General features: G+C 69.0%; 20 protein-coding genes. 10 read left to right on the plus strand and 10 right to left on the minus strand.

What is annotated here, in order from left to right:
• Positions 1–2,034: a primary-amine oxidase gene (locus EDF23_RS04180; protein WP_131920718.1), complete on the minus strand. Its 2,034-nt coding sequence runs from the start codon at positions 2,032–2,034 to the stop codon at positions 1–3.
• A gap of 80 nt (positions 2,035–2,114) precedes the next feature.
• Positions 2,115–3,608: an APC family permease gene (locus tag EDF23_RS04185; protein WP_131920720.1), complete on the minus strand. Its 1,494-nt coding sequence runs from the start codon at positions 3,606–3,608 to the stop codon at positions 2,115–2,117.
• A gap of 219 nt (positions 3,609–3,827) precedes the next feature.
• Here EDF23_RS04185 and EDF23_RS04190 point away from each other — a divergent pair, with 219 nt between their 5' ends.
• Entirely contained in the window at positions 3,828–5,345 is a 1,518-nt protein-coding gene (locus EDF23_RS04190; RefSeq protein WP_131920722.1) for an APC family permease, read from the plus strand.
• Positions 5,342–5,992 carry a helix-turn-helix domain-containing protein gene (locus EDF23_RS04195; protein WP_243648806.1) on the plus strand — a complete coding sequence of 217 codons (651 nt, stop codon included), beginning with the start codon at positions 5,342–5,344 and terminating at the stop codon, positions 5,990–5,992. The genes EDF23_RS04190 and EDF23_RS04195 overlap by 4 nt, the downstream gene beginning before the upstream one ends.
• Before the next feature lie 57 nt (positions 5,993–6,049).
• On the opposite strand, the gene EDF23_RS04200 is transcribed toward EDF23_RS04195, so the two are convergent.
• A complete protein-coding gene (locus EDF23_RS04200) occupies positions 6,050–6,256 on the minus strand; it encodes a hypothetical protein (RefSeq protein ID WP_123937172.1) in 207 nt (68 codons plus the stop codon).
• A 170-nt stretch (positions 6,257–6,426) separates the two neighbouring features.
• Between EDF23_RS04200 and EDF23_RS04205 the strand changes: the two genes are divergently transcribed.
• The 5 genes from EDF23_RS04205 (at position 6,427) to EDF23_RS04225 (ending at position 10,050) form a co-directional block, all read left to right on the plus strand.
• The gene (locus EDF23_RS04205; protein ID WP_131920724.1) at positions 6,427–6,798 is read left to right on the plus strand and encodes a DUF6355 family natural product biosynthesis protein; all 372 of its coding nucleotides are present in this window, start codon (positions 6,427–6,429) and stop codon (positions 6,796–6,798) included.
• A gap of 10 nt (positions 6,799–6,808) precedes the next feature.
• Complete coding sequence (locus tag EDF23_RS04210) at positions 6,809–7,129, plus strand: DUF6355 family natural product biosynthesis protein (RefSeq protein WP_131920726.1); 321 nt, start codon at positions 6,809–6,811, stop codon at positions 7,127–7,129.
• A gap of 100 nt (positions 7,130–7,229) precedes the next feature.
• Positions 7,230–7,916 carry an SDR family NAD(P)-dependent oxidoreductase gene (locus EDF23_RS04215; protein WP_131920728.1) on the plus strand — a complete coding sequence of 229 codons (687 nt, stop codon included), beginning with the start codon at positions 7,230–7,232 and terminating at the stop codon, positions 7,914–7,916.
• Positions 7,917–8,167: 251 nt separating this feature from the next.
• Complete coding sequence (locus EDF23_RS04220; protein WP_131920730.1) at positions 8,168–9,379, plus strand: histidine kinase; 1,212 nt, start codon at positions 8,168–8,170, stop codon at positions 9,377–9,379.
• Positions 9,376–10,050 (plus strand): response regulator transcription factor, encoded by a 675-nt coding sequence (locus EDF23_RS04225; RefSeq protein WP_131878010.1) that lies wholly within the window; start codon positions 9,376–9,378, stop codon positions 10,048–10,050. The genes EDF23_RS04220 and EDF23_RS04225 overlap by 4 nt, the downstream gene beginning before the upstream one ends.
• Here the strand turns inward: EDF23_RS04225 and EDF23_RS04230 are convergent.
• The 7 genes from EDF23_RS04230 to EDF23_RS04260 form a co-directional block, all read right to left on the minus strand.
• On the minus strand, positions 10,047–10,805 hold the full coding sequence (locus EDF23_RS04230) for a triose-phosphate isomerase family protein (RefSeq protein WP_131920732.1): 759 nt from the start codon (positions 10,803–10,805) through the stop codon (positions 10,047–10,049). The genes EDF23_RS04225 and EDF23_RS04230 overlap by 4 nt on opposite strands.
• Complete coding sequence (locus EDF23_RS04235) at positions 10,802–12,508, minus strand: dihydroxyacetone kinase family protein (RefSeq protein WP_131920734.1); 1,707 nt, start codon at positions 12,506–12,508, stop codon at positions 10,802–10,804. Before EDF23_RS04235 ends, EDF23_RS04230 begins: the two co-directional genes overlap by 4 nt.
• Entirely contained in the window at positions 12,505–13,896 is a 1,392-nt protein-coding gene (locus tag EDF23_RS04240; RefSeq protein WP_123339283.1) for an MFS transporter, read from the minus strand. Before EDF23_RS04240 ends, EDF23_RS04235 begins: the two co-directional genes overlap by 4 nt.
• Before the next feature lie 120 nt (positions 13,897–14,016).
• Positions 14,017–14,796: an SDR family oxidoreductase gene (locus EDF23_RS04245; RefSeq protein WP_131920735.1), complete on the minus strand. Its 780-nt coding sequence runs from the start codon at positions 14,794–14,796 to the stop codon at positions 14,017–14,019.
• An 11-nt stretch (positions 14,797–14,807) separates the two neighbouring features.
• Entirely contained in the window at positions 14,808–15,761 is a 954-nt protein-coding gene (locus EDF23_RS04250) for a 3-hydroxyacyl-CoA dehydrogenase family protein (RefSeq protein WP_131845007.1), read from the minus strand.
• Entirely contained in the window at positions 15,758–16,780 is a 1,023-nt protein-coding gene (locus EDF23_RS04255) for a TIM barrel protein (RefSeq protein WP_131920737.1), read from the minus strand. The genes EDF23_RS04250 and EDF23_RS04255 overlap by 4 nt, the downstream gene beginning before the upstream one ends.
• Before the next feature lie 91 nt (positions 16,781–16,871).
• A complete protein-coding gene (locus EDF23_RS04260; protein WP_131920739.1) occupies positions 16,872–17,588 on the minus strand; it encodes a GntR family transcriptional regulator in 717 nt (238 codons plus the stop codon).
• A gap of 286 nt (positions 17,589–17,874) precedes the next feature.
• On the opposite strand from EDF23_RS04260, the gene EDF23_RS04265 reads away from it, so the two are divergent.
• From EDF23_RS04265 to EDF23_RS04275, 3 genes are all read left to right on the plus strand, one after another.
• Entirely contained in the window at positions 17,875–19,041 is a 1,167-nt protein-coding gene (locus EDF23_RS04265) for an NACHT domain-containing protein (protein ID WP_165901006.1), read from the plus strand.
• Positions 19,042–19,207: 166 nt separating this feature from the next.
• Positions 19,208–20,176, plus strand: coding sequence for a hypothetical protein (locus EDF23_RS04270; RefSeq protein WP_131920742.1), 969 nt, complete (start codon positions 19,208–19,210; stop codon positions 20,174–20,176).
• Between the two features lie 175 nt (positions 20,177–20,351).
• Positions 20,352–20,975, plus strand: coding sequence for a recombinase family protein (locus EDF23_RS04275; RefSeq protein WP_243648807.1), 624 nt, complete (start codon positions 20,352–20,354; stop codon positions 20,973–20,975).
• Positions 20,976–21,304 lie beyond the last annotated feature (329 nt).

The raw sequence follows: 21,304 nt of genomic DNA on the forward strand, positions 1-21,304 counted from the left end.
TCAGTGTCCGTGCCCGTGGTCGTGGGCGACGGCGTCGTGCGCCGCCTCGACGCCACCGGACGCGTGGTGCGAGCAGTGCGACGCCGCCGTCGCGCCGATCGCGGCCGGCACGTTCAGCGCCGGGTTCCGCGGGAAGAACCCGTACGGCTTGAGCGTGAACTTGGCGTAGTCGACCGGCATGACGGGCCAGTCCTCGGGCCGCGGGAAGTGCGTCGGGCCGAAGGTGTACCAGAGCACGATGTCCTCGCCGTCGAGCGGTCGGTCCCCTTCGACGTAGCGGGCGACCCCGTCGCCGCCGGGGTTCTGGTGCACGAAGTCGCCGGCGGCGAAGCGCTCCGCCGGGTCGTACTGCGTGACGTACAGGTGCTTGCGGGCGAACTCGGCACGGGCGGCGACGGAGGACGAGTCGTCGGCGAGCAGCACGGGGGCGTCCTGCGGGTACAGCACGTAGCCGGTGGGGCGGTCGAGGTGGTTGCGCTCCTCGGTGTTCGAGACGAACCACGTGCGTGCCTTGGACGCGTCGGCGAGACGGCCGGACGACGACTCCGACGCGATCCGGGTCACCGACTTCGTGAACGCGTTGCCGTGCTCGTTGCCCGGCCCGACCGGCACCCGCACGGCGTCGACCTCGTCCACGGCGTTCGACAGCCCGTCGACCATCATGTCGAGCCGCGCCGAGAACAGGTGCTGGTGGTACGGGGCACCGAGGCCGGGGGCGACTTCGGAGGCATAGGGGTAGTCATCGCCGGACTCCGAGAGCCCCGGGTACGAGGACGTGAAGAGCACGCCGGTGAGCTTCGCCTCGCACTCGATCGTGCCGTCCAGGTAGAGGTACCAGTAGAAGCCGTAGTCGTAGTTGCCGACGGTGGTGAAGAACGAGATCACCAGGCGGCGGGACCGACGGACCTCCTGCGAGCCGGTGTAGATGTCGCCGTGCTTCCAGAGCGTGCCGAAGTCCTCCTCGTGCATGCAGATGCCGTTGCGGATGGTCTGCGGGTTGCCGAGCTCGTCGGCCAGCACGGCGTCGAAGTACTGGATCTCGCCGACGCAGTCGCAGCCGAGTTCGAGCGAGTTCGTGAAGCGACCGAACAGGTACTCGCCGGTGTCGAAGTAGTTCTGCCAGAACCGCACCGGAGACGGGTCGCCGTACGGCACGAGCATCTCGTCGATCGACGCCCGGTACACGATCGGGCGCAGCCGCTCGCCGTCCTGCCACGAGAGCTGGCGGAGCACGAGTCCCTCGCGGGCGTCGAAGCCGACCTGGAACCGCCAGTTCGCCCACTCGACGAACTCGCCGTCGACGCGGAACGACGGCCCCTCGGGCTGGGTGATGACGATCGGCTTGAGGTCGAGCGGTTCGCCCTGCATCGCCGGGTCGTCGAAGTTCCCCGAAGTGGTCGGCACGGGCATGTCCGCCACGTCCACGATCCGCGTGACGGCCCGGTTCGCCGCGTCGACGTACGCCGACAGGCCGTCGACGGGGTGCGCCCACACGTGGTCGGCCGGGTGGTCCTGCTTGAAGGCGAGCACGCGCAGGATGCGCCGACCGACCTCTTCCGGGTAGTCGTAGTACCCGGCCGAGAGCGGCACGCACTTGACCTCGTCGGCGGACAGTCCGCGCTTCGCCAGGGCGGCGACCCAGCGCTCGTCCGCGTTCGCGATCTCGCCGACGGCGTCGAACTCCTCGATCAGGACGGGCAGCTGGCCACGGGACCCGTCGAGCACGTCGGTCCGCAGCACCGTGCCGGTGGTGATCGACACGACGCGGTCGGTGGAGCGACCGGTCGCCATGTCGAGCAGCATCACCCGGGCCGTGCGGTCCGGCAGGGGGCCGTCGCCGGCCTGCCACGCCAGGACCTCCTGCTTGTGCGGCTCCTCGAGGCCGACGTAGGCGAAGCGGGTGGTGTCGGTCCAGTCCGGCTGCGCCGTGACGAGGTCGCGGACGGCGGTGAACTCGTCGGGCGTCAGGCTGCCGAGCGGGTGCGCGGTGGTGTCTGCGTCGGTGGTCACGGTGGTCGGGTCGGTGATCGTCATGTGCGTGGTGCTCCTTGCGCGTTGCGTCGTGCGTGGGGTCGGGTCGGTTCGGCCGGGAGGCGCGTGGTGCGCCCGGCGGGTCAGCTCTCGGTGGCGAGACGGTCGAGCATCAGCTCGTAGCGGCTCCGACTGCGGCGTCGCAGCACCACGGCCTGCACCACGCCGATGACGGGGACGACCACGACCAGGCCGGTGAGCACGATGCTCACGACGCCGAAGACGCTCGCGCCCGAGGCGTCGACGTCGCCGACGAGCGTCGGGAAGTTCACCCAGATCAGGACGGCAGCGGCGACGAGCCCGAGGAACCCGAGGACGGGGGCCACGATGGTGTTCCAGACCCGCCGGTCACCGGGGTTGCGGCGGAAGTACACGATGACGGCGAGGCTCGTCGCGGCCATCAGGATCGCGACGCCCAGGGTGGCGACGCCGGCGAACCAGCTGAACACCTGCAGCACCGGGTCCAGGCCGAGCACCGCGAACAGCACCATCAGCACTGCGGCGGTGACGGTCTGCACCAGGCTCGAGGTGTGCGGCGACGCGTGCTTCCGGTGCACGTCGCCGAGCCGGCCGGGCAGCAGCGACGCGTTCGCCATCGAGTGCTGGTACCGGGTGATCACGTTGTGGAACGACAGGACGCAGCCGAACATGCTCGTCAGCAGCAGCACGTTGAGGACGGCTTCCCCGGCGCTGCCGATGTACTGCGCGGCGGTGGTGAGGATGAGCGACCCCGGGTCCTTCGCGACCTCGGCGAGGATGCCGTCGGGGCCCCACGCCATCACGAGCCCCCACGACGCGAGCGTGTAGAAGACGCCGATGCCGATCACGGCCGTGTAGGTCGCACGCGGGATGGTCCGCTCCGGGTCCTTCGCCTCGTCGCGGAAGATCGCGGTGGCCTCGAACCCGATGAACGCGGCGATGGCGAACATCAGCCCGACGCCGGGCGACCCGGACATGATCTGCGTCGGCTCGAACGGGGCGAGGGACAGGCCGTCCGCCCCGCCGCGGAACACGATCGCGGCGACCAGGACGAGCACGATGCCGACCTCGCCGACGAGCATCACGCCGAGCACCTTGCTCGACAGGTCGATGTGCCGGTAGCCGAGCATCCCGACCAGGGCCACGACGACCAGCGACCAGACGTACCAGGGGATGTCCGGTCCGCCGAGGCCCGTGACGGTGACGCCGAGCAGGTACCCGATGTACCCGTGCACGCTGACCTGGATGGTCGTGTACGTCAGGAGCGCCAGCGTGGCGGCTCCCGCGCCGGCCGGACGACCGAGCCCGTGCCCGACGAACGTGAAGAACGCGCCGGGCCGCGGCACGTGCCGGGTCATCGCCGCCAGGCCCGCCGAGAACAGCAGCAGCACGACGGCCGACGCGGCGTACAGCGACGGGAACCCGACCCCGTTGCCGAGCAGCATGCCGAGCGGGGCGGCTCCGCCGACGACGGTGAGCGGGGCGGCGGCCGCGACGACCATGAACACGATCGCGGTGACGCCGAGCGAGCCGCGCATGGTCCGCTGCGGCGCGGGGGCGGCTCCGAGTGACGCGGGGTCCTTCGTGATGCTGGACATCGTGGCCTTCCGGGTGGGTGGAACGGAGTGGGTGGGGATCGCAGGTGGTGGTGCTGGGTGTGACCACGGTCCCGTGCCGCCGTTGCGGTGCCGTTCCACCGGCGTGAAGCCCTGTCGCCGCCGAATGGGACGTGCTCGTCGGAGGCGTCTCATTTGCGTGAGACGCGGCCGAAACACCACCGAGACACGGGCGCAACGGCGCAGCCCTACGGTTGCCGCATGACCGCGCTCGACCGAGCCATCGCCGACCCGCCACGGGTGCCCGGCGTCGGCACGCGCTCCCCCGTCGACGGGTTGTCGCGGCGGAGCATCGGCCCGGTCGACGTCCTCGCCCAGTCGGTGTCGGCCGTGGCACCGTCCGCCGCAGCGACGACGATCCCGGTCCTCGTCGCGACGGTCGCCGGCCAGGGGGCCACGTGGTCGCTGCTGGCCGCGATGGCGCTGTCGTTCCTGGTCGGGCGGACGGTGAACCAGTTCGTCCGCCGCGTCGCCGGCACCGGGTCGCTCTACACCTACGTCTCGCTCGGGCTCGGCCCGGTCGCCGGGGTCGTCGCGGGCGCAGCCCTGCTGCTCGGGTACGGCTTCATCGCGATGTTCTCGCTCACCGGCAGCGGCTACTACCTCGACTACCTGCTGTCCCGCTTCGTGCCGGCCGCCGGCGACGACGCCCTGGTCACGATCGTCGTCGTGCTGGTGATGGGCGCGGCCGTCTTCGCGGTGATCGCGCTCGGGGTCCGGTTGTCGACCCGGCTGACCTTGCTCGTCGAGTCGTTGTCGGTGGCGGTCATCGTGGTCCTGATCGTCGCGCTGGTCGCGCGCCTGCACCCGGCCGAAGCCTCCGCCGTCGCCCTCGGGCCGACGCAGCCGGCGTCGTTCGCGGTCGGCACCGCACTCGCCGTGACCGCGTTCGTCGGGTTCGAGAGCGCGTCGGTGCTCGGTGTGGAGGCCCGGCGCCCGTTCCAGGCGATCCCCCGCGCGATCTCGTGGACCGTCCTGGTCGCCGGCGTCCTCTACGTGGTCAGCGCTGCGGCCCAGCAGATGGGGTTCGCCGCCGTGGGCGCCGACCTCGCGTCGAGCGCCTCGCCCGTGAACGAGCTGGCGAACGCCTTCGGCATGCAGTGGATCGGGTGGGCGCTCGACCTCGGGATCGCGGCGTCGTTCGCGGCGTGCGCGATCGCCTCGACCACGGCGCTCGTGCGGGTCCTGTTCGCGATGGGCCGCGAAGGGGTCCTGCCCCGGGTGTTCGGTCGGGCGTCGCCGCGCTTCCGGACCCCGTTCGTGGCCGGCGCGGTCGCGTGCGGCGTGCTCACGGTGCTGCCGGTCCTGGGCCTGGCGAGCGGGATCCCGACGTGGACACTGATGGAGGCGGAGCTCGTCGTCGCCGCCCTCGGGTACATCGCCGCGTACGCCCTGACGTGCTTCGCGGCCCCGGTGTTCCTGCGGCGCATCGGCGAGCTGACGACGGGGGTCGCTGTTGTCGCCGTCACGACCGGGGTCCTGCTGACCGCCGTCCTGCTCACCTACCTCGGGGTCGAGGCCGCGTCGTCCCGCTGGCCGGCCGTCGCCCTCGCCGTCGGGACGGTCGCCGCGGTGGTGGTCGCGTTCCTGGTGGCCACGCGTCGGCGACCCTGGCGGCGGGGTCGGAGCCACGCCGTGTACGACGTGCCGGTCGAGGCGGACCTGCTGGGGGCCTCCCGTCCGTCCGCCGGAACCGGCCACCAGGCGGAGGTGCGGTGAGCGAACCCGGACTCCGCGCGCGGCAGCCGAAGGCGATCCAGAACGCCCTCGCGGTGCTGGAGGCCGCCGCGCACGCGGGACCGGGCGTCACCGCCCAGCAGATCTCGGAGGCCCTCGGGATGCCGCGGGCCACCACCTACCGGCTCATCACGCTGCTCGTCGAGGACGAGTACCTCGTCCGGTTGCCGGACCTGCGCGGCTTCGCCCTCGGCCACAAGGTCGCCGACCTGGCCGGCGTGTCGCCGGCTCCGGTACTCGCACCGCTGCCCCGGGCCGTGCGATCGGTGCTCGCCGACGTCCGCTCCGCCGTCCGGGCGGGCGTGCACCTGGCGCGCTACGACGCCGCCGGTGTGCGCGACATCGATGTCGACCCGGACTTCCCGCTGCTCGACGAGGCCGCGCTGCGGGCGACACCCGGGTCGAGTGCGATGGGGCGGTTGCACGCCGAAGGGGGCCTCGGACCGGTGCACCAGGTCGGCGCGTTCACGGCGGGGTTCGGGTGCCTGGCGCTCCCGGTCCGCGGCGAGCGCGGCGAACTCGTGGCGGGGCTGACCCTGTCGGCGCCGGCTGCTCGGGTGTCGTCGCCCGGTGACGCGCTCGTGCACCTGCGCCGGGCAGTGACGCGGCTCGAGCCGCTGCTCGGGTGAGGCGTGGTCAGACGTCTGATGCCGCTGCGGCCCGGCACGGACCGCAGCGCACGGTACTCAGCGCCCGGATCCGCGTCGACGCAAGGCGACGACACCGGCCCAGACCGTGCAGCCGGCGAACCCGAGAACGAGCACGGACACGACCGGGATCGCGAACGCGTCTCCGATCGACTGCTGTCCGCGGAGCCACACGACGACGAGGAGCAGTACCAAACACCCTGCGGCGATGATCGTCGCGACATTGCCAGCTGATCGTGAGCCCATGTCCACCTCGTTCCGTTGCGATACCCACCGCATGCACACCTGGCGGGCTTGCGTGATGATTCTTCAAGAGTAAGTTCGTTGTCGTTCCGAATTCCACGAACGGAATTCGGGGCACGATGCACAATTCGTTGCGCGGACAGCCTACCGCAGTCCCGCAGAGGGGAGAAAGAATGCATCTGCATCAGAAAATCCGGAAGGCAGCACTGGGGAGCGCGGCCGCCGCACTCGCACTCGGCGGAGTCGTCGGTGTGAGTACCGTCACCGCAGCGCCGGCGAGCGCGATGGTCTGCGGGTACAGCGAAGAGATCGAAGACTACGACTCGACCTTCGCGATCAACGTGCCGGTGGTGGGGTCGATATCGCCGTTCAGTGGACAGCGCCAGGTCGCGCATTACGGGAATTGCGGCAACGGCAATGTGAAGATCAAGGTGACGATGAAGGGCGGGAGCAAGAACTACTGCGTCCAGCCCGGCGATGTCCGACTCGGATTCACCGAGAACGACAAGCAGATCTCAGGGGCCAGCAAGGTCGGAAGCTGTTAGGGGGAGAGCGATGAAGCTCTGGACGAAGATCGGTGGCACGGCACTCGCGGCCACCATGATGCTCGGCGGGTCGCTGGCAGTGGCCGGTCCCGCGAACGCCGCGTCGCCGTGCGGGTTCTACCCGATCACGACGGGGAACATCGGCGGCGGGGACGACGGACACTACGAGAAGGGCACCTACAACAACTGCAAGTCGGACCCGGTCCAGATCACCGTCAAGTACACGTACACATCGAAGAGCATGTGCTTGTCGGCCGGCGAGACGACGTTGTACGCCAATCCGGACTACGGAGCCCTGACCGGTGCCTCGTGGACCGGCAAGTACTGCTGATCGTGAGCTGAGCACCACCGGAGCCCCTGCCCGCCATCGGGTGGGGGCTCCGGTGCGCGACGGGCGGGCAGACTGCACCGTCCCGACATAGCGTGGGCGCGTGGACCTCGAACTCAAGAACCGTGTCGCACTCGTCGTCGGAGGCAAGGGGTACATCGGTACCGTTGTCGCCGACCGCCTCCGCACCGAGGGGGCGACCGTCATCGTCGCGTCCCGCAGCGCCGACGACTCCGACGACAGCGTGTCGATCGACACCGCCTCGCAGGACTCCGTGGACGCGGGCATCGCCACCGTCCTCGAGCGGCACGGGCGCATCGACGTGCTCGTCGTGACCGCTGCCCCGAGCGCGAGCACCCTCGACCCGGCCCGGAAGTCCGACCCCGAGCAGGTCCTCGACGCGATCGACGGCAAGGCGCTCGGGTTCCTCCGCGTCGCGAACGCCGTGCTCCCCGCCCAGCGCGAGGCCGGGTTCGGCCGCGTGGTCGTCGTGAGCGGGCAGAACGCCTACTTCTCCGGCAACATCACGGCGTCGCTCCGGAACACGGCGGTGAGCGTCATCGCGAAGAACCTGGCCGACGACGTGGCAGGCACCGGGGTCACGGTGAACGTCGTCAACCCCGGGACCGTGACGGACAACCCGTCCGCCGAGGTCCGTCCAGGGGGTCCCGGCAACTCGACGCCCCAGCAGATCGCCGACCTCATCGCGTTCCTGTCGTCGCCGCGCAACGTGGTGTCCGGGGAGTCGATCTCGATCGCGCACCGCCAGCGGGGGTCCGTCGTCGTCTGATCCCCGAGTACCGGGTGCTCGCCCCCTGGCTTCACCCGCAGGGACGAAGCGCTTCGCCCCTGCGCCCGATGCCCCGGCGGCTCCGGGCCGCGAGTCTGGTGACATGGAGTCCTCGACGAAACACACGATCGCCACGCTGCTGCTCTGCGCCGCGATCGTCGCCACCACCGTCATCGCCCTCGCCGCCATGACCCCGGGCGCGTGACGTCGGTCCGCGCTGCCCGGCGTGGCCGGCATGCGATGATCGAGCCGTGACGGACCGGCGCACGTTCATCCGGCCGCTCGCCACCCGTTCGATCGTCGTCGACGTGGCGTGGGCGGTCCTCGCGGCGTTCGTCTTCCTGCTGCCGCTCGAGGTCGAGCTCGAGCACGCGAGCTTCTTCGCGGTGCTCGCCGCCGCCGGCGCGATCGCCCTGCGTCGGGTCTCCCCGTCGGCGGCGATGCTCATGGTGGTCGTCCTCGGGATCATCCAGGTGGGCGGCGGCGAGCGCCCGTCGCTCGTCGACCTCGCCATCTTCGTCGTCATCGGCACCGCGGCCGTGGTCGGCACCCGGACCGAGGTCATCCTCTCCGGGGTGCTCGCGCTCGTCGCGGGCGTCGGCGCGACGTTCTACCTCGCCGTCACCGGCTTCCGGTACCTGGTGCTGCTCAACGGCCCCCGCGACCAGGCGTTCCTCGCGATGGCCGCACCGGTCGCCGCGCTCCTCGGGGTGTGGGCGGGCGGGGTCGCCGTCCGGGCCTTCCGGTCGCGCGACCGCGAATCCGTCCGTCGAGCCGACGCCGAAGCTGCCGCGTCGCGCGCCGAGGCCGTCGCCACCGAGGCCGAGGCCACCGCCACCCGCGCCATCGACGTCGCGGAGTCCGAGCGCATCCGCGCGGACATCGCCCGCGACGTGCACGACGTCGTCGGCCACTCGCTCGCGGTGATCATCGCCCAGGCCGACTCGGTGCCGTTCCTGGCCGACGAGGCCCGCATCCGCGAGGTCAGTGCCACCATCGCCAGCACCGCCCGCAGCTCGCTGGTCGAGGTCCGGCAGGTCCTCGGGCACATCGACGGCTCCGGGGAGACGACCGACCCCGGCTCGCTCGAGGAGATCGTGCAGGGCATCCGCGAGGCCGGTGTCGACGTCGACCGTACGGTGCGTGGCGTCCCGGTCCCGCTCCGGCCGGACACCGGTACGGCGGCCCGACGCGTGCTGCAGGAGATGCTGACCAACGCACTCCGGCACGGCGCACCGGGTCTGCCCGTCGTGGTCCGTGAGACCTGGCGGAGCGCCGACGTCGTGCTCGAGGTCGAGAACGTCGTCGGCGACGGCACGACCGGGGGCTCCGGCCGGGGGATCGACGGCATGCACACCCGCCTCACCGCACTCGGCGGGTCGTTCGACGCCGCCGCGCTGGACGACGTGTTCGCCGCACGCGCCCGCATCCCGTTCGACGTCCAAGGGGGACCCGTCCGATGACCGAACCGATCAAGATCCTGCTCACCGACGACCAGGCACTGTTCCGCGCGGGTCTGCGCGTGGTGCTCGACGCCCAGGACGACATGCAGGTGGTGGGCGAAGCCGCGGACGGCGCCGAGGCCCTCGCCCGCATCCAGGAACTCCGACCCGACGTGATGCTGCTCGACATGCGGATGGCCGGCATGGACGGCGTCGAGACCGTCCGGCAGCTGTTCTCCGGCGCCGTCGAGGGTCCGCTCCCCCGCGTCGTCGTGCTCACCACGTTCGGCCTCGACCCCGCCGCCGCGACCGCGATCCGGCTCGGTGCGAGCGGGTTCCTGCTCAAGGACGCCACCCCGACGTTCCTGTTCGCGGCGGTCCGGGCGGTCCACGAGGGCAGCTCCGTCATCGCTCCGAACGACCTCGCGCAACTGTTCGGGGCCGACGTCGCGAGGGCGCCCGCACCGCAGCCACCCGAGTTCCAGGCGCTGACCGAGCGGGAGCGGGTGGTGTTCGGCTGGGCCTCGCGCGGGCTCTCGAACGCCGAGATCGCGACGAAGGAGTACGTCACCGAGTCGACCGTGAAGACGCAGATCTCGAGCATCCTCGGCAAGCTCTCGCTGCGGGACCGCGTGCAGCTCGTGGTCTACGCGCACGACCACGGACTGGCGGGCACCCGCGACGGGTCCTAGCCCGCTGCGACCTCGTCGAGGATCGCCTCGACCGCAGCCGGGTCGTGCGCGAACCGACCGAGGAACAACCCGCCGATCCGCCCCCGCCCACGGGTGAGCAGACCGGGCCCGGCGCTGCCCCCGTACAGCACGGTGCTCCCGCGCAGCTCGGGTCGCGTGGCGAGGTGCTGCTCGATCCCCGCGAGTACCGCCACGATGTGGTCGTCCGGCGCCGGCGCGGGCGCACCGATCGCCCACACCGGCTCGTAGGCGACGGTCAGCGCCCCGGCCAGACCGTCCGCGATGGCCGTCGAGACACCACGGTCGAGCTGCGCGGTCACCTCCGCCACGGCTTCCGCCAACCGGGAGGCCCGGGTCGTCTCCCCGACACAGAGGAGCGGACGCAGGTGGTTGCGGAAGGCCGCGTGCACCTTCGCGGTGACGGTCGCGTCGTCCTCGTGGAACAGGGAACGTCGTTCGGCGTGCCCGATCTCGACCAGGTCGACCCCGATCTCCCGCAGTTCGGCGCCGGAGACCTCGCCGGTGAACGCTCCTTCGTCGGCCCACGACAGGTCCTGCGCGGCGAGGAGCACCCCCGACCCGGCCAGCACGTCACGCACGGGCACGAGCGCCGGGAACGTCGGCGCCACGAACAGCGTGGCCGCTCCCGACAAGGTCGCGGGGTGCCGCCGGGCGATCTCCGCGACGGCCGCGGCCCACTCCAGGGTCCGGGCGTGCGAGAAGTACGTCTTCAACGACACCCCGATGGTGATCACGGTGCGAGGGTCTCCACGATGAGCGCGAACGACACCGCTCCGGGGTCCGGTGTGCCGACGGCCTGCTCGGCGTGGGTGCGTGCGCGGCCCATCTTCGGCACGAGCGACGCGGTGGCGTCGGCGGCGTCGCGGGCGGCGCTGACGGCGTCGGCCCAGGCGTCCGCGAGCGACGCTCCCGCGTCGATCCGGGCGCGGAGCACCTCGTCGAACGGCACGAGCGCGTCGACCATGGTCTTGTCGCCGACGGTCGCACCGAACGCGAGGACGGCCTCAGTGGCGGCGTGCACCGCGCTCTGGACCGTGGCGGCCGACGGACGCTCGTCGTCCCCGAGGACGCGACCCAGTGCCTCCAGGGCGGCTCCCCAGATCGCACCGGACGTGCCGCCGGCCTTGTCGGACCAGGCGTCTGCGGCGATCCGCAGGACGGAACCGACACCTGCGCCGGCGGTTACGGCTCCCGTGGCTGCGGCGTCTGCGGCGTGCGCGCCGCGCTGCATGCCGATGCCGTGGTCGCCGTCACCCGCGACGGCGTCGATGCGTCCGAGCTCGTCGGCGTGCTCGTCGAGGAGCGCGCGAACGGCGGCGAAGCCGGCCGCGGCCTGCTCGCCGACTGCGCGCGAGTCGTCGCTCGCCGCGCCGATGGCGACGCCCTCGGCGTCCGCCTCCACGGTGGAGGGGTCGACACGCTCCTGCGCGACGGCACCGCCCTTGCGGTACGCGGGGGTGTCCGCGGGCGCTGCCCAGAGTTCCTCGAGTTCGGCGTCGAGCCAGAACAGGGTGAGCGAGACGCCGGCCATGTCGAAGCTCGTGACGAGTTCGCCGACCTCGGGCTCGACGATGACGACCCCTGCGTCGGCGAGCCGCTGCTGCACCGAGCGGTAGACGACGAAGAGCTCCTCGTACTTGACGCTGCCCAGCCCGTTGAGGATCGGGACGACGCGCGCGCCGTCGGGTGCCACGCTCGCCGGCAGCTCGTCGAGCAGTCGGGTCACCAGCAGCGACGCCAGCTCGGACGCCGTCGGCACGTCGGTCTCGTCGATGCCCCGCTCTCCGTGGATGCCCATGCCGATGGCCATCCGCCCCTCGGGCACCGTGAACAGGGGTTCGTCGGCACCGGGCAGGGAGCAGCCGGAGAACGCGACGCCGAACGACCGCGTGCGGTCGTTGGCGCGCTCGGCGACGGCCGTGACCTCGTCGAGGCTGCGGCCCTGCTCGGCGGCGGCGCCGGCGACCTTGAAGACGCAGAGGTCGCCCGCGATGCCACGCCGCTCCTGCGGGCGGTCCGCGGGCGCACTCACCACGTCGTCGGTGACCCGGACCGTCCGGACCGGGATGCCGTCGGCCTCGAGCGTGCGGGCCGCGGCGTCGAAGTTCAGGACGTCACCGGCGTAGTTGCCGTAGCTCAGCAGCACCCCGCCGCCGTGCTCGGACGCCCGCGCGACACCGGCGACCTGCTGGGCGCTGGGACTGGCGAACAGGTTGCCCATCGCGGCACCGGCTGCCAGGCCCGGCCCGACGAGGCCACCGAACGCCGGGTAGTGGCCGGAGCCGCCACCGATCACGACGGCGACCGTGCCGTCGGGGCTGGTGGTGGCGCGGGCGACGCCGCCGTGCACCTTCCGCACCCATCGCTCGTTCGCGGCGACGAAGCCGTCGGTCGCTTCGTCGGCGAAGTCCGCCGGGTCGTTGAACAGTCTGGTCACGCGTTCGTCTCCTTCGACGTCGTGGTGCGGACATGCGAGGTGTCGAGGAGATCATCCGCCTTCGACCCCCGGAAGAACTTCGTGCAGAAGATCATCACGGCCGCGACGAACGCCAGGACCCCGAGCGAGACGATCCCGAACGCACCGCTGTCGGTCGGCACCACCTCGTTGATCGCCGTGCGCATGATCGGGGCGACGAACCCGCCGAGGTTGCCGAGCGAGTTGATCAGGCCGATGCCCGCCGCAGCGGCTGCCCCGGTGAGGAACGCCGTCGGGTACGCCCAGGTGATCGGGCCGACGGCCAGGAAGCTCGCGACCGCCAGCGTGATGAACACGATGCCCAGGATCGGTTGCCCGTTCGCACCGGCCCACGCCGACCCGAGGATCGACAGTCCGGTCGTGATGTAGAACATGGTGCCCCAGCGACGACGGCGACCGACGGAGTCCGCCTTCGACCCGACCAGGTAGCAAGCGACGAGTCCGACGAGCCACGGGATCGCGGTCACGAGCCCGACCTGCCACCCGACGTCCTGCCCGAGCAGCGAGGAGACCTGCTGCGGCAGGTAGAACGTCGTGCCGTACACGGCGACCTGCAGGCAGAAGTAGATGATCGTGAAGTACCAGACCCGGCCGCTCGCCATGGCCTTCCAGATGCCGGTCGGGCCGTCCGCGCTGCGGGCGGTGTCCTCGCGCGCCATCGCCGCGGTGAGCGACTGCTTCTCGCCCGGCTCGAGCCACTTCGCCTGCTGCGGACTGTTCGTCAGGAACACCAGGGCCGCGATGCCGGCGAGCACCGCGAGGATCCCCTCGCCGAAGAACATGACCTGCCAGCCGTGGAACGGGGTCGCCTGGTCACCGAAGCTCAGCAGCCCGCCGGACAACGGGGCGCCGATCATCTGCGAGAACGGCTGCGCCAGGTAGAAGATCGCGAACATCCGCACGCGCACCTTGTTCGGGAACCACTCCGACAGGTACATGATCACGCCCGGGAACAGCCCCGCCTCGGTCACACCGAGGATGAAGCGCAGGACGATGAACATCGTGTCGTTCGTCGTGAAGGCGAACAGCGCGGCGACGATGCCCCACGTGACCGCGATGCGGGCGAGCCAGAACCGGGCACCGAAGCGCTTGAGCAGCAGGTTCGACGGGATCTCGAAGATCGCGTAGCCGATGAAGAAGATGCCGGCGCCGAGCGCGAAGGCCGCGTCGGAGATGCCGCGGTCGACGCTCAGGGCCTCTTCGGCGAACCCGACGTTGGTGCGGTCGAGGAACGCGACGAAGTACAGGATGACGAGCATCGGCATGAGGTGCTTCGTCGCCTTGCCGATGGCGGACTTGAGGCCGGGGTCGTTCGTCGACCCGAGCGCGGGGGCAGGGGGAAGTGACACGGGTTCGCTCCTTTGCGAGCACGGTGCGGTCGTTCTGGCGTCCGGCGGTCGGTTCGGTCGTCCGGACGGGAGGCACGGATCGCGTCGCATGGTCGGCGCGCGTTCCGTGGGCGGCTGGCCCTAGTGCATGTACAGGCCGCCGTCGACGTTCAGCGTCTGGCCGGTGACGAACCCGGCGTCCTCGCTGATCAGGTACGCGATCGCCGCGGCGATGTCCCGCGGCGTACCGATGCGCGGCAGCACGCCGTCCGCGGCCATCTCGGTCTTGCGCTCCTCGGTCAGGGTGCCGCCCATGATGTCGGTGTCGATCGGGCCGGGAGCGATCGCGTTGACGGTGACGCCGCGCGGGCCGAGCTCGCGCGCAAGGCCACGGGTCAGGCCGATCACGCCGGCCTTCGCCACCGTGTACGGGGTCTTGCTGAAGGTGCCGCCACCGCGCTGGGCGGAGACCGACGACAGGTTCACGATGCGGCCGTAGCCGTGCTGCACCATCGACTCGGCTGCCCGCAGGCTGGCGAAGTGCACGCCGTCGAGGTTGATCGACAGCACGCGGTGCCACTCCCCCTCGGGCAGGTCGAGGTAGGCGTGCGCGGACGAGACGCCGGCCAGGTTCACGAGGGCGACGACGGGGTCGAGTTCGGCCTCGATCGTGTCGAACGCTGCCCGGACCGCGGTCTCGTCGGCGACGTTCGCGCCGACGCCGACCGCGCGGACGCCGTGCTGCTCGCGGATCTCGGTGGCGACCTGTTCGCTGGCGGTCTGGTCGAGGTCGATGATGCCGATGTCCCAGCCGGCCTCGGCCAGGTGGTGGGCGGTGGCGCGACCGATGCCGCGCGGCGAGGCGGCTCCGGTCAGGACGGCGGTGCGGGGCTGGTTCTGCGTGTTCGTGTTCGTGTTCATGCTCGTCCCCCTCAGTGGATCGGGGCCGGGCCGAGGTCGTCGAGCAGCTTCTGCATCGCGACGTAGGCCTTGTTGCGGTAGGCGACGAGTTCCGGCGTCCGGTCGGCCGGCACCTCGAGGTACCCGGCGCCGGACTTCGTGCCGAGCTCGCCCGCGTCGACGTGCTGCTGCAGCGACGGCGGGGTGGCGAAGCGCTCGGGCCAGCGGGTCTGCAGCGACTCGAAGCAGAACGCGTAGACGTCGAGACCGGCCATGTCGGCGATCGCGAACGGGCCGAAGAACGGCAGGCGGAACCCGAACGTGGTCCGCACGATGGTGTCGATGTCGTCGGGGGTGGCGATGCCCTCGTCGGCGATCTTCGTGGCCTCCTCGAACAGCGCGTACTGCAGGCGGTTCAGCACGAACCCGGTCGAATCCTTCACCCGCGCCGACTGCTTGCCGGTCGCGGCGACGACGGTCTCGCCGACCGCGATCGCGTGCTCGTCCGTGGTCGGGTGCGGGATGAGCTCGACGCCGGGGATGAACGGCGCCGGGTTCGAGAAGTGCACGCCGAGGAACCGTTCCGGGCCGACGACCGCCTCGGCCAGCGACTCGATCAGGATCGTCGAGGTGTTCGAGCCGATGATCGCGTCGGGGCGGGCGGCTTCGCTGATGCGGCGGAGGGTCGCGTGCTTGATCTCGATCTTCTCGGGGACGGCCTCCTCGATGAAGTCGGCCTCGGCGACCGCTTCCTCGATGGAGGCGGCTGCGATGAGGTGCGCGTCGACGCGCGCCACGGCGTCCGCGGGGAACAGGCCGTCCGTGACGAACTGCTCGGTCTCTGCGATGAGGCGGGCGCGGTTGGACGCGGCGATCTCGGCCGAGACGTCGGCGATCCGGACGGTGTGGCCGGCGAGGGCGAGGACCTGGGCGATCCCGCCGCCCATGTAGCCGGATCCGACGACGGCGATGTCGAGGGTGCTCATCGGGTTGCTCCTTCGGTGCTGGTTGCTGCAGTCGGGGTCGCCGTCGCGTCGAGCTTCGTCGTCGCGAGGACGGATCGGATGTACTGCTGGTTCGTTGCGCAGACGCCGAGGCTGTCCCCGCCGTACTGCTCGGTCATGACGATCCCGCGGAACCCGTCGGCGACGGCGTCGCGCAGGACCTGGCGGTAGTTGATGAGGCCCGTCTCCATCGTGCTCGGCGCGCTCGTCGCCCAGCTGCCGTCGCCGGCCTCGTCACGCGTGTAGTTCTTCACGTGCAGGTAGTTCGTGTGCGGCATGGTCTTCGCGAAGAGCTCCCGCCAGTCCTCGATCGGCCGGTGGAGGCGGATGAGGTTGGCGACGTCCGCGTTCAGGCCGACGTTGTCGAGCCCGATGTCCTCGACCAGTCGCACGGCGCTGTCGGCGGTGCCGAGGTAGGTGTCCTCGTACAGCTCGAGGGCCATCGGCAGTCCGACGGAGGCAGCGTGCTCACCGAGCTCCCGCAGGCGCTTGACCGCCGCGTTCCAGACCTCGGGGTCGTCCGGGTCCTTCGGGCCCTGCGCGGTCCAGAACCACAGCGCGCGCTTCTGGGCCTCGGTGAACGGCTGGTGCAGGCCCGTCGAGAACACCTGCATGCCCCACTCGGCCGCCGCGTCGATGGTGCGGTGGGCGTAGGCGAGGTTGTCCTCCTCGTGCCCGGGCTGGATGACGCTCTTGCGCTGCAGGTGCACCGAGGGGATCCCGATGCCGTGGGACTTCGCGACGGCGAACAGCTCGTCGCGGCGGGAGCGCTCGAGGTCCGCGGGGCGGATGTGGCTGTCGGCGAGTTCGGCGAGCGAGAACCCTGCGGCTGCGATCTGTGCGAACACGTCGTCCCAGACCTCGGCCGGGGCATCGTGGAACGCGGTGCCGTCGCGAGTGACCTGGGCGAAACCGTGCAGACAGGCGGCGATCGGCCAGGTGTCCGACGTCCAGGTGGTGGGGTCCCAATCCTGGTCGACCCAATCCTGCGGTGTGCTCACGGAATGCTCCTTCGCATGTCGGGGTTCGGCAGTGAACCTCTTTCCTATAGGAAAGATACTCGCACCTCGACAGAGCGCAACCCCTGCGGGATCAGCTCGTGTGCGAAGCGTCCTCGCGCGACCGGAGCCGGACGGCGTCGATGTGGTGCCGCATCGCCGCGACCGCTTCGGTCGGCCCGACCGCGAGGGCATCGACCACCGCTCGGTGCTCGTGCACGGCGCGGTCGGTGTCGTCCCCGCCACCCTCGACGATCTGCCGCATACGGTGCACGCGCGTCGTGATGATCTCGGACATCTCCTCGAGGAACGGGTTCCGCGTGGCATCGAAGATCAGCTGGTGGAACTGCCAGTCGCTGCGGAAGAAGCGGGCCATGAGTTCCTCCGACGCCTCAGCCGCACCGACCGCCGCGACCTCGTCGGCCACCGCAGCCTGCTCGTCGAGCGCCGTGCTGAGCCGCGCCCGCAGGGCGTCGACGTCACCGCGCGCAGCGAGCTCGACGGCGCCGCTCTCCACGATGAGTCGGGCGTCGAACAGCGCCTCGAGTTGGTCGCCGGCCAGGGGCGGGGAGACCCGGTAGCCCTTGTTCGCTTCACGGGTGACGAGGCCGGTGCGTTCGAGCTGCACGAGGGCTTCGCGCACCGGGGTCGGGGAGACGCCGAGGGTGCGGGCGAGCCCGTCGATCGACAGTCGCATGCCGGGTTCGACGTCGTGGCCCATCAGGACCTCGAGCACCCGGTCGTAGACGCGGTCACGCAGGCCGAGCTGCGCGATGCGTTCGGTCCCGAAGCCGGGCATGGTCGTGGACATGGGTCGATCCTAGAGAATCCACGACTCGGGCTCGGTGTGGGGCCCCGAGTTAGGATGCGCCACCAGGTGCCATACCTTCCTCGATGTCGCCTCGACGTCGCACTCACGTCGCCAATGGGCTTGCTTGGTTGCCCCTCCCCGCGCGCCGATATGACGCTCTTATGTCAGCTACACGCGAGAACACCATCCGGGACGGGACTATGCCCCTCGGGAACCCGCAGCGTGTCCCAAATTTCCCCTATGCTGAGCTTGAGCACATATGGGTCCATCAAGACCAGGGGGCAGAGTGGCCAAGCTAGAGTCTCAGGACGACGAGCAACTTTTCGAAGCCGAAGTGCTGCGCGTCGCGCGCGCCCTCTGGGTACCCAACAGGCCGTTCCAGGGGTCTGTCATATTGGACGGCGCTGAGCGAGACGGCATTTTTGTTGGCGATGACATTGTCGCCGTGGTCGAAGCCACAGTCTCGAAGCGACTTGATAAGGCAAAAAAAGATGGTGACAAACTCAAGCAAGCATCAGAGCGCCTATCCAAATCACACCCTTTGAAAGCAATCAAGGGATATTTTGTTACACGCGATGAACCCACCGCTGAGCAGCGTCAGTATATCAACAGCCTTCGCTCGGGTGTTGTAGCGTGCAGCTTTGCGCAACTCCGATCACTTCTGATCAATTCTCGCGAATACCTGAACGTCCGCCAGGCCTATGCCTTCGGGAGCGCCCGCAACTTAGACACGGGAGCACCGAAGGATCTGGATGTTTATGTACCGATTGGCCTGCTTGAAGAATCGACCTCCGGTCGCGCTCGTGTTCACTCGGTAGCAGACATCGCAAACCGCATGTCGTCCGGTGGCACTACTGTTCTTCTCGGTGATTTTGGTGCAGGAAAGAGCATGACGATTCGCGAAGTGCACTCGCGGCTCGCTTCCAGCCATCTGAAGAATCCCGAAAAGCGATTCCCGGTCACATTGAACCTGCGTGATCATCAGGGACAGAAAGCCCCGGATGAAGCGCTGAGACGGCATTGCCAAGCGATTGGGTTCGAAGAAGGTACGAAGCTCGTTCGAGCATGGCGCGCCGGCCAGGTCGACATTTTACTTGACGGATTTGACGAAATTGCAACTACCGGTTGGCTCAGTCAAGCGGTCAGTCTGCGCCAGATACGGCGGAACTCCGTCGAGCTGATCCGGAACTTCACAGATCAGACACCGGACGGAGCAGGAATTTTCCTGACGGGCCGCCGGCACCTATTTGACTCGAACACCGAGCTGTCAGGCGCTCTGGGGATCAGTTCTCGTAATCCTCTGGTTCTCTCCACGGACGACTTCTCGGAAGCACAAGTTACCGAGTATTTGACGGCACGTGGCTGGGATGGCTCCTTGCCAGGCTGGCTACCTCCACGCCCCCCTACTACTCGGCTACCTGTCAACTTCAGGAGCCATCGAGCAAATCATTAACAATGGCACGCAGGGAGGTCAGGCTGAAGGCTGGAACTTACTGCTTGATCGCATTTGCGAACGAGAGTCAAAGATCGAGTTGGGGTTGGACGGAGAGAGCGTCCGCCACATCCTGGAGCGCCTTGCGACGCTCGCGCGTTATCGCGGAGATGGGGTCGGGCCTGTCTTGCCAGCCGATCTGTCCGACGCCTTCGAGCAGGTCTGCGGCTACAAGCCCGACGAAGGGTCATATGTGATCATTCAGCGCCTGCCCGGGCTCGGGGTACTTGACCCCGTCGACGGATCCCGTCACTTCGTCGATCCATCACTTGTCGACGTTGCACGTGCCGGCGACATTGTTCGTTACGTCAGAAGCTCCGGATCGGAGGCTCCATTCGATTCAGGCCGAGGCTCCGCGGTCCCCATGGGGGACTTGGGACTAAACGTCGCCGAGTACGCTGCAGGAGAACTTGGCATATCTAGCTCTCTCGCCTCCAGCATGGCCTCCCGGCTGGAGAAGGACGGGGGGCGTTCCGCCTTTGTCTTTGATGTTGCTCGGTTAGCACTGCTCCTCGGCCCTAATCAGGCTGCCCCTCCCCTGTCATTCAGTGGTCTACAAATTGAATCGCTCATATTCGCCGATGTAGACACGGATCTGAGCGGATTATTCTTTGATAATTGCATCATCTCAACTCTAAATCTCACTGAGTATGATGGCGATCAATCGTTGCCCGTCTTCTCAAGGTGTCTATTCGGTACAGTCCTTGGCTCCGCGAGCGCCGAATCACTCCCCTCGGGGCACTTCTCAGATTGTTCCTACGAAGCCTTCGATCCATCATCGAAGACCACCCGCGGGATCCTAGCCATGCCCGGTCTGAGCAGCAGGCAAAAAGTAATGCTCAGCATCCTGAAGAAAATTTACCTGCAGCCCGGTGGTGGACGTCGAGAAGGAGCCCTAGCTCGCGGGCTCGATGCTCAACAGAAGCTGCTTGTGTCGGCCATCATAGGATCACTCATCAAGGACGGCTTGGTGCTCAAAAGTAGGTCGGGTACGAACGTAATTTATGTAGGGGTTCGAGGCCAGGCTCCGCGGGTACGCGCGATGGTCGAAGCAGGAGCGTCGGGGAGTGACCCGGTTTTTATCTCGTTGAAGTAATCGTGTAATCGGCCAGCAGACTGCAAGTTCTCGACGAGGCGTCAAGTCAGCGGCGAAGCATCTGCGCTGTTGTTCTTGGGTATACCCCAGCGCAACACCGGAGTGGATGGTCGATTCGCGTGGTTCTAGGGTGCCGTTTCGTGCTTTTGCTACAGGAGTGTGCGAGGGTCTAGGGGTGCTGCAACACAAAACGCAGATTGTCGCGTACGTTCGGGTGAGCTCGATCGATCAGAACCTCGACAGGCAACTCGAGACGATCGGCGACGTCGACCGAGTGTTCGAAGAGAAGGTCTCCGGCGGCTCCCGCACCGATCGAACGACGCTCCTCGACTGCATCGGATACGTCCGTGACGGCGACGTCGTCCGCGTCGCGTCGATGGACCGGCTGGCACGGTCCCTCGGCGACCTCCGCGACATCGTCGACGAGATCACCGCGAAGGGCGCCTCGGTGGAGTTCGTGAAGGAGCAGCAGACCTACAGCCGCGACACGGATGATGCGATTGGCCGGCTCATGCTGAACCTCCTTGGTGCGTTCGCTGAGTTCGAACGCACCCTCATCCGCGAACGCCAACGCGAGGGCATCCGCATCGCCAAAGCCGCCGGTAAGTACAAGGGCCGCAACCGTAAGCTCACCGACGACCAGATCGTCGAAGCACGCCGACTCATCAGCACCGGCGTCCCCAAGACCACCGTCGCCCGCGGGCTCGGCATCGACCGCACCACCCTCTACCGAATGCTCGCCACACCCCTCTCCCCCGCCACCCCAGATGTGGCTGCCAGCGACGTAGCCGCCGTGTAGCGTCTATCGCCCCTTCACCGGGCATTTTCGCGGGACAGGCATACGGCAATACCCCAGATCAGCCTGCAGCAGGCAACGGGGGTCCTCCAAGGCGACGGTTCGAGGGATCACCGAGCCGCCGGCTATGGGCAGGCGGTCTCGGTAGCCCTTCAGTGATGCTGCGCTAGCGAGCCCCGTTGCGGTGCTACCCGCGTTCGACGGAGGTTGCGTTGAGGTGTCGGAATGCGCGGCCGGTGGCGTTGTCGCTCCACCGCGTACTGCTGTCGTGGGCGGCTGCGGTGTGGCAGCCGGTGTGGGGAGACGGGGCGATCATCGTTCTGGAAGTCAGG

It is taken from the genome of Curtobacterium sp. PhB128, from assembly GCF_004340725.1.
Lineage (GTDB): Bacteria > Actinomycetota > Actinomycetes > Actinomycetales > Microbacteriaceae > Curtobacterium.